The 14,393-nt window shown below is 71.7% G+C and carries 12 protein-coding genes and 1 riboswitch; of the genes, 8 read left to right on the top strand and 4 right to left on the bottom strand.

The annotated features are described in order from the left end of the window. Positions 1–46: 46 nt before the first annotated feature. On the bottom strand, positions 47–505 hold the full coding sequence (locus Q8A52_RS21685) for a flavodoxin family protein (protein WP_316754345.1): 459 nt from the start codon (positions 503–505) through the stop codon (positions 47–49). A 162-nt stretch (positions 506–667) separates the two neighbouring features. Here Q8A52_RS21685 and Q8A52_RS21680 point away from each other — a divergent pair, with 162 nt between their 5' ends. Next, positions 668–1,348: a lipoprotein gene (locus Q8A52_RS21680; RefSeq protein WP_316754344.1), complete on the top strand. Its 681-nt coding sequence runs from the start codon at positions 668–670 to the stop codon at positions 1,346–1,348. Between the two features lie 74 nt (positions 1,349–1,422). Here the strand turns inward: Q8A52_RS21680 and Q8A52_RS21675 are convergent, their stop codons facing one another. Next, positions 1,423–3,420 (bottom strand): DUF1996 domain-containing protein, encoded by a 1,998-nt coding sequence (locus Q8A52_RS21675; protein ID WP_316754617.1) that lies wholly within the window; start codon positions 3,418–3,420, stop codon positions 1,423–1,425. A 523-nt stretch (positions 3,421–3,943) separates the two neighbouring features. On the opposite strand from Q8A52_RS21675, the gene Q8A52_RS21665 reads away from it, so the two are divergent. Continuing rightward, entirely contained in the window at positions 3,944–4,087 is a 144-nt protein-coding gene (locus Q8A52_RS21665; protein WP_316754633.1) for a hypothetical protein, read from the top strand. 149 nt (positions 4,088–4,236) lie between these two features. Further along, a riboswitch (cyclic di-AMP (ydaO/yuaA leader) is annotated at positions 4,237–4,408 on the top strand. Between the two features lie 8 nt (positions 4,409–4,416). Beyond that, complete coding sequence (locus Q8A52_RS21660) at positions 4,417–5,982, top strand: NlpC/P60 family protein (RefSeq protein WP_316754343.1); 1,566 nt, start codon at positions 4,417–4,419, stop codon at positions 5,980–5,982. A 31-nt stretch (positions 5,983–6,013) separates the two neighbouring features. Here Q8A52_RS21660 and Q8A52_RS21655 read toward each other — a convergent pair whose 3' ends face one another. Next, the gene (locus Q8A52_RS21655; RefSeq protein WP_316754342.1) at positions 6,014–7,066 is read right to left on the bottom strand and encodes an NAD-dependent epimerase/dehydratase family protein; all 1,053 of its coding nucleotides are present in this window, start codon (positions 7,064–7,066) and stop codon (positions 6,014–6,016) included. A 247-nt stretch (positions 7,067–7,313) separates the two neighbouring features. Between Q8A52_RS21655 and Q8A52_RS21650 the strand changes: the two genes are divergently transcribed. From Q8A52_RS21650 to Q8A52_RS21630, 5 genes are all read left to right on the top strand, one after another. Then, on the top strand, positions 7,314–8,678 hold the full coding sequence (locus Q8A52_RS21650) for an FAD-dependent oxidoreductase (RefSeq protein ID WP_316754341.1): 1,365 nt from the start codon (positions 7,314–7,316) through the stop codon (positions 8,676–8,678). 1,107 nt (positions 8,679–9,785) lie between these two features. Then, a complete protein-coding gene (locus Q8A52_RS21645) occupies positions 9,786–10,751 on the top strand; it encodes a DUF1152 domain-containing protein (RefSeq protein WP_316754340.1) in 966 nt (321 codons plus the stop codon). Positions 10,752–11,059: 308 nt separating this feature from the next. Beyond that, on the top strand, positions 11,060–12,217 hold the full coding sequence (locus Q8A52_RS21640; RefSeq protein WP_316754339.1) for a hypothetical protein: 1,158 nt from the start codon (positions 11,060–11,062) through the stop codon (positions 12,215–12,217). A gap of 123 nt (positions 12,218–12,340) precedes the next feature. Then, positions 12,341–12,628, top strand: coding sequence for a YkvA family protein (locus tag Q8A52_RS21635; protein WP_316754338.1), 288 nt, complete (start codon positions 12,341–12,343; stop codon positions 12,626–12,628). 43 nt (positions 12,629–12,671) lie between these two features. Further along, positions 12,672–13,367 carry a 2-phosphosulfolactate phosphatase gene (locus tag Q8A52_RS21630; protein ID WP_316754337.1) on the top strand — a complete coding sequence of 232 codons (696 nt, stop codon included), beginning with the start codon at positions 12,672–12,674 and terminating at the stop codon, positions 13,365–13,367. A gap of 14 nt (positions 13,368–13,381) precedes the next feature. On the opposite strand, the gene Q8A52_RS21625 is transcribed toward Q8A52_RS21630, so the two are convergent. Then, a complete protein-coding gene (locus Q8A52_RS21625) occupies positions 13,382–14,386 on the bottom strand; it encodes an AraC family transcriptional regulator (protein ID WP_316754336.1) in 1,005 nt (334 codons plus the stop codon). Positions 14,387–14,393 lie beyond the last annotated feature (7 nt).

Raw genomic sequence — 14,393 nt, 5'->3', positions numbered from 1 at the left:
GGACCGGTCATGACGAGGGCCGCGGCAGCTGTCCGGGTCCGGCTCCTCAGTCCTCCGAGACGAGTCCCGCCGCGATGGTCGCGCCCAGTTCCCAGCACGCCTCGATGTCGGACTTGGCGGGCTCACCGGTCACGGTCACCGCGTCCGCCGTGCGCCGCCAGCCGAGGCCCGTGGTGATCGACTCGATCCCCCGTACGGCGCCTGTGACGTCGTTGCCGCCGTGCACGTAGTAGCCGAAGGGCCGGCCGCGGGTCTCGTCCAGGCAGGGGTAGTAGACCTGGTCGAAGAAGTGCTTGAGGGCGCCGGACATATAGCCGAGGTTCGCCGGTGTGCCGAGCAGGTAGCCGTCCGCGGCGAGCACGTCGGAGGCGGTCGCCGACAGCGCCGCCCGCCGCACGACCCGTACGCCCTCGATCTCGGGTGTCGTCGCGCCGGACACGACGGCCTCCAGCATCGCCTGGCAGTTGGGCGACGGCGTGTGATGAACGATCAGCAAGGTAGCCACACCCCGAACCCTGCCGTGGCGGCCCTTCCGCCCGCAAACGGCGGTGGACACCCCGGGGCGGCGCGGCGTCCGGGGCTCGTACGACGCTGGTCCCGGGCTCGTACGACGCTGTCAGCACCCTTGGATACAGTGTCCCACCTGGATCAATGGGGGGAGACGGCGTTGCGGATCACGATGGGGACCGTGCGGGGCGGACTGGCTCCTGTGCTGTTGCTGGCCGGCGTGCTGACGGGTTGCGGCGAGTCGTCGCAGGAGGACCCGAAGGCGACGGCGACGGCTCGGGCCGAGGGAGCGACGGGCTCGGCGGCCAAGAGGGGTGGCACCATCGGCGCCGCCGGCTCGGCCTGTGAGTTGCCGGTCACCTTCGACATCGCCAAGGGCTGGAGGGCCAAGGCCGTTGACTCCGGCGCGGCTTCGGGCGGTTCGGACGGCTCCGACGACGAGCGCGCGCAGGACGTCGCCGACGCCCTCCTCCATCAGGGTCCCGTCACCGCCGCTTGCGAGATCGACGCCAAGCCGGCCGGGAACATCGGCTTCCTGCGCGTGTGGACCGGCTCCACGGCCGACGCCGACGCGCGCACCGTCCTGCGGGCCTTCGTGGCTGCCGAGGACAACACGAGCAAGGAGAAGTACCGCACGTTCAAGGCCGGCGACCTCTCCGGCGTGGAAGTGGAGTACCTCTACACCAGCAAGCTCCTGGACGAGGTGAAGAAGGAACGCGCCCTCGCCGTCAGCACCCCGGACGGTCCGGTCGTGCTGCACCTCGGCGGGCTGGACACGGAGGAGCACGAGGCGATGCTCCCGGCGTATGAACTCGCCAAGCGCACGCTGCACGTGGCCTGAGCCGCGGTCTTCACTGCGGGCTCGTCGTCCTGCCCAGGCAGGCGCGGGGATGGCAAGGCCGTCCGCGGCGGACGTCACACGGAACGGCCTCCCATCCGGCGCAGCACCACGAAGCCCGCGATCACCAGCAGCGCGCCGATCCCGGCGGGCCACAGGTTGGCGCCCGTCTCCGCGAGTCCGCCCTGGGCCTGCGGTTGGGTCTGCACGGCGGCTGCCGAGGGGTCGTTCGCTCCCGCGGCCGGGGTCTGGGCGGCCTCACCGATCTCGGCGGGCTGGGTCGTCCGGCCGCCGCCCTGGCCCGAACCACCCTTGTCCGAACCGCTGTTGCCGGAGCCACCCTGGTCCGAACCGCTCGTGCCCGAGTCGGTCTTGTCGGAACCGCCCTTGCCGGAGCCGGAGTTTCGCGAACCGCCCTTGCCGGAGTGGCCCTTGTCCGAGGTGACGTGCGTGGGTGACGAGGAGCTGTACACCTGGGGCAACTCGCTGGCGGGAGCGGACGTCGTACCGTCGTCCGTCGGCTCGGCGGACGGCGGGTCGGCCGGGGCCTGAGAGGGCTGCTCGGTCGCGGTGTCGCCGGGAGCCGGCTCCTCACCGTTGCCGGGCGAGGCCGGGCTGGAGGCCGGCGGCTCGCTGGGGTTCCCGCTCGGGTCCTCACCGGGGTCGGCGCCGGCACCGCATGTGCGGCCGGAGTTGATGCAGTCGACCATCTGCTTCATCAGGTCCTCGTCGAAGACGTTGATGAAGTCGCCATGGTCCGTGACCGGCTTGTGCAGTTGCTCGGGGAAGGAGTCCACGGCGAACAACGGCACCGTCCGGCCGCCGTCCTGGAGGCTCGGCGCGTCGACGTCGTAGACGATGCGCTGCACCAGCTGCGGAATGGCCTGGAACCCGTTCGGGCAGTTGCCCTCGGCGTCGGCGAATGCCACGTGGGTGCGGTGGTTGGCGCTGTCGATGTTCCGGCCGTCCCAGCAGCTCTGGAACTTGAACGAGCGCACGACGTCACTGCCGGACGGGCACAGCGGGTACTTGTCCTTGAGCTGCCGGTCCTCGAACCCGGTGCAGCTCCACGACGCGTTGGCGTTGGCGGGGCCGTTGACGAACGACTTGGCGTCGCCGGTGATGATGCGCAGCAGGCGCGGCATGGCCGTGACCTTGCTGCGGGGGTTGCCCACGAAGGTCAGCGTGACCTGCTTGGGCGTGACGATCTGACCGGCGTTGCCTTCGGTTCCGCCGCCGGGGGCGCCGGCGTCCCGCTCCTGCTTGCCGTTCTGCAGGCGCAGCACTGGCCAGTAGTACGTGGACCTGTCGCCCTTGTCCGCACAGCTCGTGTCGCCGTTCGCCAGGTCGTCGTCGCTGGCGAAGGCGTTGTTGTCCTGGTTTCCGACGTAGTCGTGGAAGTGGTGGGCACCGTTGGAGACACCGGGGGCGACGATCACGTTGTCGGAGTTGAACACGCCGTTCGCGTTGACGCCGCAGCTGCTGCTGAAGGAGCCGCGGGAGGCGTCGGACTGCGGGGCCGGGGTCTGCACGTTGGGCTGGACGGAGGTGATGTCCGCGTAGTCCGCGGCCACGGGGCCGTTGCCGGCCTGGCCGCCGTTGCCCTGGCCGCCCCCGTTCTGCCCCTGGCCGCCGTCGGCCGGGTTCTGACTGGCGGCGCCCTGCCCCGTGCTGCCGCCGCCCTGGCTCTGGTTGCCGGAAGGCTGCAGCGTGCACGCCGCCATGTCGTCCAGACCCTGCGGGCGGTCCCCCACCTGGTCGATGGCGTCCGAGATCTGTCCGATGGCCTCGGCGCGCTTGTCCTTCAGCGGGTTCATGATCGCGTCGTCGGCGGACCCGGAGTTCTGCTGCTGGGACTGCCCCCACTGCTGCAGTTGCTGGTAGGCCGCGGCAACCTGCTGGTCGAGGAGGGCGAGTTGTTTGTCGACGTCCTCCCTCGCCCCGTCCGGCACATCGGTCAGCCGGCTGCCCACGTCCGGGCAGTCGATCGTCGCGCCGGCGGCCAGCACCCGGCCGGTCTGGCTCGACTGGTCCGAGCCGCTCTCGGTGGCGGAGGCGTAGACGTTCGCCGCGATCAACCCCCCTCCGCCCAGCATCAGTGCGACCGCTGCGAAGGTCGCGCGTCGTGCGCCTGTCGGGCGTCTGCGCGTATTGCGTCCCACGGAAGTACCCCTGGTCTCGTCGAGGCCGGCTCGGCATGGAAGTCCCCCGCTCCATACGGACCCGGAGGCGACCGTGTTCAACCGCCCCAAAGATTCATCGCAACCTCACAGAGAACGCGGCGATCCGAGTCGGAACGTCACGACTTGCCGGGCCAGGGAGGAATGCGCCATTCGCCGACAGCGTCCCCGCCGCGACAACTCGAGGAGAAATACTCGCCAAGACGGATGATGCGGGGATCGACCACTCGGCGGCGTTCCAGGCCCTGCCCGGCAAGGCGGCACTGCTGACACCCGAGTTGGTGTACGCGGACGCCAACGAGGAGATTCTGCGCCTGTTCGGACGCAAGCGCGAGGACCTCGCGGGCCGGCATAGTGCGCTCAGCGCCGCCTCCCGCGTCGCCCAAGGCCCCGCACGGGCTCTGAACGCGCTCGGCAGGTGCACGCATGTGGTCGACGGCGCCGGCCCTTCCGCCACTACCGGGATGCGGACCCGGAGGCCCTCGCCGATGCCGTGCTGCGGGAACTCCTGCCCACGGAAGGCGCGACCGACGACACCGCGTTGATCGCCGTACGGCTCTGAGTCACCGAGGACCCCTCAGTACCGAACCTCCAAGCGAATATCACAAATACGTATCGGACATTTCACACGTCAACCTTCACACGAGGCGCACAAGTTGGTTAGGTTGACGACCAGGCTGCACGGCTCCCCCCGGCGAACCCCGCCGGGCCGCGTGGCCTCCGCCGAGTCCGGGCCCTTTCGGGGCAGCCGGAGCCGGGGACCCAACCGACATTGGGGTGAATCGGCCCAACTGCCCACCAGGGCATGGCCGTAGGGCACGCCTTCCGGAATCGACCGCCCGAACCCGACAGCTAACTCGGTAGGCGGAGTACGGAAGGAGTACGTCTCCCATGGCGACGGAGAGCCGTGACGAGGTTCGGCAGCGGATCGACAACCTCTACGACCGGGCCGAGAACGCCACGGGGAACTACAACGCGACCCGCGCGATGTCCGCGGGGAAACGTGGCCGCGGAGTTCCGCTCCGCAAGCGGCCGGGCGGGGACACCGATCCCGAACTCGACAGCGTGACCCGTCAGTGGTTCGACGCGGCGCGCTCCAAGCTGGGTCCGACCGTGCCCGCCGTACTGCCCGCCGACCGTATGCCTCAGCAGCGCTCGCCCGGGAATCGTGGCGCCGCTCCGGCACGGGGCGGCTTCCCCGGTGCCGAGCCGGAGAAGGCCGCCCGGTCTCTCCCGCCGGAGCTGACCGCCGGGTTGAGCGGTCGTCCCGTCGCGGAGCTGACCGGTCGGCCCGTGGCCGAGTTGCCTGGTCGGCCCGTGGCCGAGTTGCCCGGTCGGCCCATCGCGGAGCTGACCGCGCGGCCCGTCGCGGCACTGCCCGCCGTGCCCGAGCCGCGGCTGGAGCTCGAGGCGGCCCCCGGCGCACTGCTGCCCGCGCCCGCCGCCGGGCCGCGCCGGCCCTCGCCGGCGGACTCCAAGGGGCAGAACCAGCGAAAGCTCACGGCCGCGCGCGACCTCCTGAGCCGCCACGCCGCCCGGAGCAGCGCCCCGATCGCGGCGATCGAGTCCCGGCCGGCCGCCCAGGAATCCTGGTTCCCGCAGGAGACCCTCGGCACGACGGACTCCTTCACCACCGGCACCCTGCCCGTCCAGCAGGCCGTCCCCGGCGCTGCCCCGGCCCCGTTCGCCATGGACGCCCTCACGGACACGGACTCCTTCGCGACCGGCTACCTGCCCATGCAGACAGACATGACGGGCACCGTGATCGGCACGGGCGCGCTCACCCACGCGGGGAGCTACGCGACCGCCCCCCTGCCCGCGCAGACAGGCATGACGCCCGCCCCTGTCGCCATGGGCGCGCTCACCGACACCGGAACCTTCACCACCAGCCCCATGCCCGCACCGGCAGCCATGCCCGCCGTCACGGCCGCCCCCTACGCAACCGGCTCTTTTGCAACCGACGCCTACGCAACCGACCCCTACACAAGCGGCTCCTTCACAACCGGCTCCTTCGCCACCGGCGCGCTGACGGACACCGGTTCCTTCGCCGCTCCCGTTGCCCCGGTCGGCGCGGGCAGCGTGCCGGAGGCGGCGTACGGCGGCAAGGCCATGAAGGCGCTCGCCTTCGCCCGCGCGCAGATCGGCAGGCCCTGTGTCTGGGGTGCGATGGGGCCGGGCTCGTACGACTGCTCCAGCCTCACCCAGGCCGCGTGGAAGGCCGCCGGGGTTGCGCTGCCGCGTGCCGCGGCGGAGCAGGCCGACGCGGGGAGCCCGGTCGCGATGGCCGACATCCAGGTCGGTGACCTCGTCGTCTTCTTCGACAACGCGAGCCATGTCGGTTTCTGCACCGGCAACGGCATGATGATCCACGCGCCGGGGCCGGGATCGTACATCCGCGAGGAGTCGATCTACGGCGCCGGGGAGTCGGCGATCCACCGGGTCATCCGGCCCGCGTGAGGCACGAGGGCGCGGTCGTACGGGGCGCGACTCACCCGCGTCGGCCGCGCCGACTCTCGTAGTGGTCCAGGAGAGTCTCCTCGATCGGGCGGTAGGTGATGCCCAGGTCGTGCACGCTCCTGCTGTTGTCGACCCGGAAGCGGATGCCGAGGTGCTTGCGGATGTAGTCCTGGGTCAGGCCGAAGGCGGGGCCCAGGATGCGCACCGGCCAGTGCGGGAGCGCGGTGCGCGGCAGGCGGAGGTCCCGGGGACGGCGGGTGCGGATGATGCGGGACATCTCGTGGAAGGACGTCATGGTCTCGGCCGCGACGATGTAGCGCCCCTTGGCGTCGGGGTTCTCCGCCGCCGCTATGTGCGCGTCGGCCACGTCGCGTACGTCCGCCGTCGTGAAGCTGAAGTCCGGGGCGCCGTAGCAGAAGTAGCCCTTGAACAGCTCGTCGAGCAGGAACAGGCTGCCGGACTCCGACGCCGGGGTGAGTGAAGGGCCCAGGATCAGGCCTGGGTTGATCGCGACCATGCGCCAGCGGTCCTGGGCGGCCTCGGCCTCCCAGGCGGCGCGTTCGGCCACAGTCTTGGCGTAGTGGTAGGGGTTGTCGGCCACCGTGCTGGTGGTGTTGAAGTAGCGCTCCGAGAGCACTTGGTCGTCCATGTCGAGGACGTCCGCGTAGTCGCCGAACATCGCCCCGACCGTCGAGGTGAAGACCAGTGTCTCGACGGTCGGCGTCCGCTCCACGCTCCCCAGGACGTTGCGGGTGCCGAGCAGGGCGGGGTCCACCATGTCCCGTTGGCCGTCCTCGATCTTCTCCGGCATGAAGAACGGCGACGCGACGTGGAAGACGACGGAGCAGCCGCGCACGGCCTCGTCGAAGGAACCCTCGGCCAGCAAGTCGGCCTGGAAGAGGGTGAGTTGGCCGGGGAAGGCCTCCTGCAGATCCCACAGCGGCCGTACCTTCGCCGGGTTCGCGGTGTTGCGTACGGTGGTGTGGACCCGGTATCCCCGTTCCAGCAGGCGCCGTACGAGATGGCTGCCGACGAACCCGCTGCCGCCGGTCACCACGACGGTCGTGTCCCCGCGTCCACCCACGCTGTCACTCCTCGGTTCCGGCCGGCGGTTCGTCGTGGAGCGGGATGATCCCGGCCCCGGGTCCAGCCTCGGGCACGCCCAAGACCGGTGTCCACCCGCCTGCCGCGCACCCCGCGACCTGCACATCTCCCCAGGGGCATAAGATCGGCTTATGGGGTCATAGACCGGACCCGCGTACTAACTTAGGGCTGCCTTAGCTTAGGCTTCCCGTTCGAGTCGCCTGTTATCGCTCGAAGGGAACCTGATCATGCCGCGCCCCCTGCGGGTAGCCATCGTCGGAGCCGGCCCCGCCGGGATCTACGCCGCCGACGCCCTGCTCAAGTCCGAGGTGGCCGCCGAGCCCGGCGTCTCCATCGACCTCTTCGAGCGGATGCCCGCCCCCTTCGGCCTGATCCGCTACGGCGTGGCTCCCGACCACCCCCGCATCAAGGGCATCATCACGGCCCTGCACCAGGTGCTCGACAAGCCGCAGATCCGCCTGTTCGGCAACGTCGACTACCCGACGGACCTCAACCTCGACGATCTGCGCGCCTTCTACGACGCCGTGATCTTCTCCACCGGCGCGATGGCCGACCGCGACCTCTCCATACCCGGCATCGACCTCGCCGGCTCCTACGGCGCCGCGGACTTCGTCTCCTGGTACGACGGCCACCCGGACGTGCCGCGCACCTGGCCGCTGGAGGCCGAGAAGGTCGCCGTCCTCGGCGTCGGCAACGTCGCCCTCGACGTGGCCCGCATCCTCGCCAAGACGGCCGACGAGCTGCTGCCGACGGAGATCCCGCCGAACGTCTACGACGGCCTGAAGGCCAACAAGGCGCTGGAGATCCACGTCTTCGGCCGCCGTGGGCCGGCGCAGGCGAAGTTCAGCCCGATGGAGCTGCGGGAGCTGGACCACTCCCCCAACATCGAGGTCATCGTCGACCCCGAGGACATCGACTACGACGCGGGCTCGATCGAGACGCGGCGCGGCAACAAGCAGGCCGACATGGTCGCCAAGACCCTGGAGAACTGGGCCATCCGCGACGTCGGCGACCGGCCGCACAAGCTGTTCCTGCACTTCTTCGAGTCGCCCGCCGAGATCCTCGGCGAGGACGGCGAGGTCGTCGGCCTGCGCACCGAGCGCACCGCTCTCGACGGCACCGGCAACGTCAAGGGCACCGGCGAGTTCAAGGACTGGGACGTCACGGCCGTCTACCGCGCCGTCGGCTACCTGTCCGAGAAGCTGCCCAAGCTGCCCTGGGACCTCGACTCCGGCACGGTCCCGGACGAGGGCGGCCGTGTCATCGAGGAGGGCGGCGCGCACCTCCAGTCCACGTACGTCACCGGCTGGATCCGGCGCGGCCCGGTGGGTCTGATCGGCCACACCAAGGGCGACGCCAACGAGACGGTGTCCAACCTCCTGGACGACTTCGCCAACGGTCGTCTGCACACGCCCGCCTCGCCCGAGCCGGAAGCCGTGGACGCCTTCCTCGCCGAGCGGGACGTCCGCTTCACCACCTGGGAGGGCTGGTACCGCCTCGACGCCGCGGAGAAGGCGCTGGGCGAGCCGCAGGGCCGCGAGCGCGTGAAGATCGTCGAGCGTGAGGACATGCTCCGGGAGAGCGGGGCGTAAGTCCTCCGGACGGGGCGGGGGCGGCGGCAGGTGGCCGCCGGCCCCCGCTCGTGTGTCACTCCTGCATGGCCCGGGCGAACCGTTCGTGCAGCGGCACAGGTGACAGGAGCCGGGTGAACGGGCCGCGCGCGTCCTTGCCCACGACCCCTGCCAGATGCGTGGACAGCTTGCGGCTCTCGACCGGCGCGTGGCGCGTCCAGGGTCTGCCACTCGCCCGGGAGGAACACCGTGCGTCCGGCCCGGGCCCTTCGGCCGGTCTCCACCGCGCCGACGGCCACCAGCTCCGCCTGGGCGGCCTTGTGGCGGGCGGCCGTCCAGCCGTTCCAGCGGCGGACATTGCGGTCCGTGGGCCGGGCGAGCGCGCGACGTTGCAGGTGGAGGGCGGCGGCGTAGGGGCCGACACCGAGTGCGCGGGAGGTCTCGGCGACGAGGTCCGGCGCGCTGAGGGCCGGGGTGGCCTCGTAGCCGCCCGCGGGCACCGGGGGGCTGCCGCTCTGGCCGCCATTCGGTCCAGCCCGTCGAGCAGCGCCCCGGTCTTCTCCAGGCGCTCCGGCAGCCATGGCAGCGCCGGCCGGTCGTACAGGGCGAACGCCCCCTCCAGGTGCACCGGTTCGGCCAGTGCCGGACGCAGAAACACATCGGCCCCAGGACGGCGACGGCGACGGCGAACAGGACGTCGTCCACCGCCGTGGACAGGGTCCCCCCGTCGTGGAGCGGTTGCGGACACGGGAGCACGACGCCCTCGTACGGCCGGAAGCCCGCGTCCCCGGCGGCGAACCCGGCGAGGGACTTGTCCCTTGCCCATCTCGATGAGCGTTCCGTGGTCGTCCAGCCGTGCCCGCAGCCGCTCGTACAGTTTCAGCGCGCCTGCGGCGGCCGGGTCGCCTGCCGGGGGCTCGGTCAGCGCCCAGGCGATGACGGAGGCCGCCTCGTGGTGCGCGGGCCGGGGTGACGGGCAGCCACTCCCCGGGCGAGCCGTCCGGACCGGCACGGTGCAGGAGGCCCCCCGCACGGCCGCCAGCGAGCACGACCCCGCTCCCCTCGGCGGGCTCACGTCCTGCGGACAACTCCAACGGCCCTGTCCCGGAGGTCTGTTAACGTCCTTCGGTGTTCTCCCTCCGTGAACCCGCCCTCTTCACCCGCCTGCGCGACGCACGGCGGGTGCTCGTCGTCGGAGCGGGCGGCGGTTTCGACGTCTACGCCGGGCTTCCGCTGGCCCTCGCCCTGCGGGCGGAGGGCAAGGAGGTGCACCTGGCGAACCTGTCCTTCGCCGATCTGTACGGCCTGGACCTCGATGTCTGGATGGACCAGGACGTCGCGGCGGTCCGCCCGGACACACCGCTGCGCGGCGACTACTTCCCCGAGCGGGCGCTCGCCCAATGGCTCGCGGCGCAGGAGCTGCCGTCCACCGTGTACGCGTTCGCCCGCACGGGTGTCGGCCCGCTGCGGGCCGCCTACCGGGCGCTCCTCGCGCACCTGGGCGGTGTCGACGCGATCGTGCTGGTGGACGGCGGGACGGACATCCTGATGCGGGGCGACGAGCACGGGCTGGGCACGCCGGAGGAGGACATGGCCAGCCTGGCCGCCGTGGACGGGCTCGACGAGGTCCCGCACCGGCTGGTGGCGTGCCTGGGCTTCGGAGTGGACGCGTATCACGGCGTCAACCACTCGCTGGTCCTGGAGAACCTGGCCGCCCTCGACCGCGAGGGCGCTTATCTGGGCGCGTTCTCGCTCCCGCGGGAGAGCCGTGAGGGCGCCCTCTACCTCGACGCGGTGGCCCACGCCCAGCAGTGCACGGCGAGCCACCCCAGCATCGTCCACGGCTCCGTCGCCGCCGCCGTGCGCGGCGACTTCGGTGACGTCCGCTTCACCGAACGGACCAGGAACACCGAGTTGTTCGTCAACCCGCTGATGGCCCTGTACTTCTGCGTGGACCTGCCCGGACTCGCCCGGCGCAATCTCTACCTCGACCGCCTGACGAAGACATCCCTGATGCGGCAGATCAGCACGGTCATCGCGGAGTTCCGCGACGAGCTGCCACGGCAACGGCCGCCCCGGGCCTACCCGCACTGACGGGTGACGACAACCGCCCATGGCACGCCGAGCGAACAGGGCCCTCCCCTAAGCGGATGGGCGGGCGGGCCCCGTTCGCCGGACCCATTGTCGTGGTCCGGACAGGTCACCGGCATGAGTGAACAACGATCACGTGAAGTGCGGCATACACACCCCGAGTGCGGCGCACACTTCCCGTGTGCGCCGGTCCGGTCCCGGGGTACCGCGCCCCGGCGCTCGGGTCCCGCCGCGGGCAGCCCCCGCCGACGCACCACGATCGCCGAGAGTGATACTGGAAGGCCCACCCCGCCCCCGACGCTGATTGGCCCATGTCGAACTCCGCAACCGACAGCCCCACGATTCCCGACACGGTGTGGCAGGCCCGCGGCCGCCACGTCGGCCCCGCTGCCGAGGACGACCTGCGGCGGAACCTGCGCCGGCTCAAGGACAGCGAGGTCCTCGACGACTTCACTGAACCGACGCCGTCCGACGACGACCCGGAGCGGGTCTTCGAGGCGCGCTGGCGCGTCGCCGACGAGGTGACGGTGCGGGCCCGCCTGACGCTCGCGCCCCCGCAGGAGCAGGAAGAGGGGCGGGTGTGGCAGCTCCTGGCCGAGGCGGAACGCCCCTGGAGCGAGTGGTGGCCCTCCCCCGCCGCCATGTTCTGGCCCGAAGCGGACGACGCCTCCTGGGACCACCACCATGCCGTGGCCGATCTGCGCCTGGGCGGTGTGAGCCCCCTCCCCTCCGACGAGAAGGCCATGCGGCGCGTCATCCGGAACGCCGCGCGCGAGACTTGGTCCGTCAATGTCGTCGTGCACGAGGCCATGACCCCGGACGAGCGCGGCCGGCAGCCGCTGGCGCATCTGCTGCCGCCGGGGCTGCGGCACCGCGTGGTGGAGCACCGTGCCGCGCCGCAGCAACTGCGCGCCGTCAACTGGGCGCTGCGCGACCTCGGCGTCTGGGTGCCGCGCGGCGGAGCCGTGATCGTGCCCCCGGTTCCGGCACCGGCCGGCTACGACGGCCCGGAGTACTCGGTGCGCAGCGTGTTCCTGGACGGCTCCGAGCCCACCGAACTGCTGGACGTGCTGCGGCGCTTCGAGGCCGTGGCGAAGCCGGTGCCGCAGGGCGTCGAGGAGGCGCTGACCGGGCTGCGCGAGCAGTGGAGCCTGCTGACCCTCGAGGAGGAGCTGGCCCGCGAACGCAGCCTCGTGGCCAGGTACGCCGAGGCGCTCGAGGCGATGACCAAGTCCCGGGACCTCTACCGGGACGCCGCCGAAAAGGCCCACGAAGCCCTGGCCGCCTACAAGGACACCCCTGCCCCGCCCGCCGGGCAGCCCGGTGCTCCGGCGGCCTCCCCGTTCCGGCAGCTGACACGTACCTTCGAACGGCTGACGGGCAATGCCAAGGGGCTGCGCCCGACTGCTACCCCCGCCGATCCCTCGCGGGACGGGGACGACAGCGGCGAGGCCGACCGGGCGTCGTAGCCCTCGGGGAGGCGACAAAGCGGCCGGGACCGGGAAGACGAAGAGGACCGGGCACGCGAACAGGACCGGGTATGCGAAGAGAAGCAAGCGGGCCCGGCACGCCCCCGGAGGTCAGGAGGCCCCATGGACACCACCACGACCGTGCTCCTGGTCGCCGCCGTAGTCGCGGCGGCCCTCCTCGTCGTGGCCGTACGTCTCCTGGTGCGCCTGGTCAGTGCCCGGCGGACGCTGCGGCGGGCCGGACTGCCGACGGGGCCGCGCTGGGTCTTCTGGGGTGCCGTCCTCTATCTGGTCCTGCCCACCGATCTGCTGCCCGACCCGGTATATCTGGACGACATCGGAGTCCTGCTGCTGGCCCTGCGCTCCCTGCGCGCCGCCCGCACACTGCCTACGGACGGGGCCGAGTCCTGAAGCGGCTCACCCGCCAGGCCCTCGTGTGCCTCATCATGGGGTGATGCAACCGACCTTCACCGGTGTGTCCGGTCTCTCCGCCACGCCCGAAGTCGCCGTGGTCATCGATGTGATGCGCGCGTTCACGGTGGCCGCCTGGGCCTTCCGGCGCGGGGCGGAGAAGATCGTCTTCACCGGCACGCTCGACGAGGCCCTCGAGCTGAAGGCGCGCAACCCGGGCTGGCTGGCCTTCCAGGACGGCCCGCCGGTGCCGGGGTTCGACCTCGCCAACTCACCGGCCCGGCTGCGGTCGCTCGACGTCGCGGGCCGCACGGTGGTGCAGAAGACCACCGCCGGGACCGTGGGCGCCCTGGCGGTGGCCGACGCCCGGCTCCTGTTGTGCGCGAGCTTCGTGGTGGCAAAAGCCACGGCGGAGGTGCTGCGGCGCGCGCGGCCGCACGCGGTCACCTACGTGGTCACGGGGGACGGCGGACGTGCGGAGGAAGACCTGGCGTGCGCGCAGTACATCGCGGCACGAGCCGTGTCCGGCCCGGCCGACGCCGCGCCGTTCGTCGACCGGGCCAGACGCTCGGAAGCCGCCGCACGCCTCGCCGACGGGGTGCGCCGCGGCTGGCAAGGTGTCCACCCCGAGGACGTGGACCTGTGCCTCGAGGTGGACACCTTCCCGTTCGCCATGGCGGCGGTCCGCGAGGACACCCACCTGGTCCTGCGCCCGGTGAAGAACGGGTCGCCGCGCTGATGTGCCCGGTGCCGTCAGCGCGACCGCAGTGTCTCCGAGGGGAGTTCGCCGAAGCGGACACGGTACTTCTCGGCGAACCGGCCCAGGTGGCCGAAACCCCAGCGGTAGGCGACCTTGCCCACGGTCGTGGCTTCGGGGTCGGCGGCAGCGAGTTCGGCGCGGACCCGGTCCATGCGCACGTCCCGCAGATAGGTCATGGGCGAACTGCCGACCTGCCGGCGGAACACCTCCTGCAGCCAGCGCGCGCTCACCCCGGCGAGGTCCGCGAGTTCCGTGGTGGTGTAGGGGTGCTCCGGCCGGGCGTGGATGGCGTCCACGACGCGCTTGACCGGGCGGGCGAAGCCGCTCGGGACCGGCCGGTCCAGAGCCTCCCGGTAGGCGTGGTCGGTGGCCAGCAGCAGTCCGGTGAGCAGCGAGTCCCGCATCCGGGCGGCGAGCAGCGGCTGCCGCAGGAGCCCGCGCTCGTCCATGGTCTCGTCGACCACCAGCCGCAGCAGCCGCGCCCAGGTGCGGCCCGGGCCGGTGGTGAGGTCCATGGTCGGTGCCAGCCGCAGCGAGGGGCCGACGGCGTCGCCGGTGAGTGCCTGCAGGTGCCGCACGAGCGCGCGGGGCTCTATCTTCACGGCCAGCAGTCGGCAGTGGCGGCCCCATCGATCCAGCGTCGTCCGCCCCTCAGGCTGAAACACCCCCGCCCGCGCGGGGCTGGCCACCGCCACGTCCCCCGCGGCCTGCCGCCAGGCCAGGTGGCCCGTCAGAGGGACGTCGACGTGGTAGGCGCCGAGGTCGTCGAAGCGCATACGGACGTCGGCGCCGCAGCGCAGCTCACCGAGGGTCAGCGGGCCTAGCCGGGCCATCTCGAAGTCCACGTCGAGGCTCTCTCCCGGCTCCAGCAGGTCCATGACGGTGTCGTAGAACATGGCACCGATCGCGGCACGGGCCTCGTCGAGGTCCGCCGTGCGCAGAGTAAGACGTATACGTGCCTGGTCCGTGCGCTTCCGGAAGTCAGCGGTGTCCGCCACGGGGCGC

The organism is Streptomyces herbicida (assembly GCF_032656585.1).
In the GTDB taxonomy this organism is placed as follows: Bacteria; Actinomycetota; Actinomycetes; order Streptomycetales; family Streptomycetaceae; genus Streptomyces; species Streptomyces herbicida.
This window is presented reverse-complemented; position numbering and strand designations above follow the sequence as displayed.

Bases quoted from the DNA above. Each gene is read 5' to 3' on its own strand.
- Q8A52_RS21660 (WP_316754343.1), top strand. From the start codon at position 4,417: ATGGCGACGGAGAGCCGTGACGAGGTTCGGCAGCGGATCGACAACCTC.
- Q8A52_RS21650 (WP_316754341.1), top strand. From the start codon at position 7,314: ATGCCGCGCCCCCTGCGGGTAGCCATCGTCGGAGCCGGCCCCGCCGGG.
- Q8A52_RS21640 (WP_316754339.1), top strand. From the start codon at position 11,060: ATGTCGAACTCCGCAACCGACAGCCCCACGATTCCCGACACGGTGTGG.
- Q8A52_RS21635 (WP_316754338.1), top strand. From the start codon at position 12,341: ATGGACACCACCACGACCGTGCTCCTGGTCGCCGCCGTAGTCGCGGCG.
- Q8A52_RS21630 (WP_316754337.1), top strand. From the start codon at position 12,672: ATGCAACCGACCTTCACCGGTGTGTCCGGTCTCTCCGCCACGCCCGAA.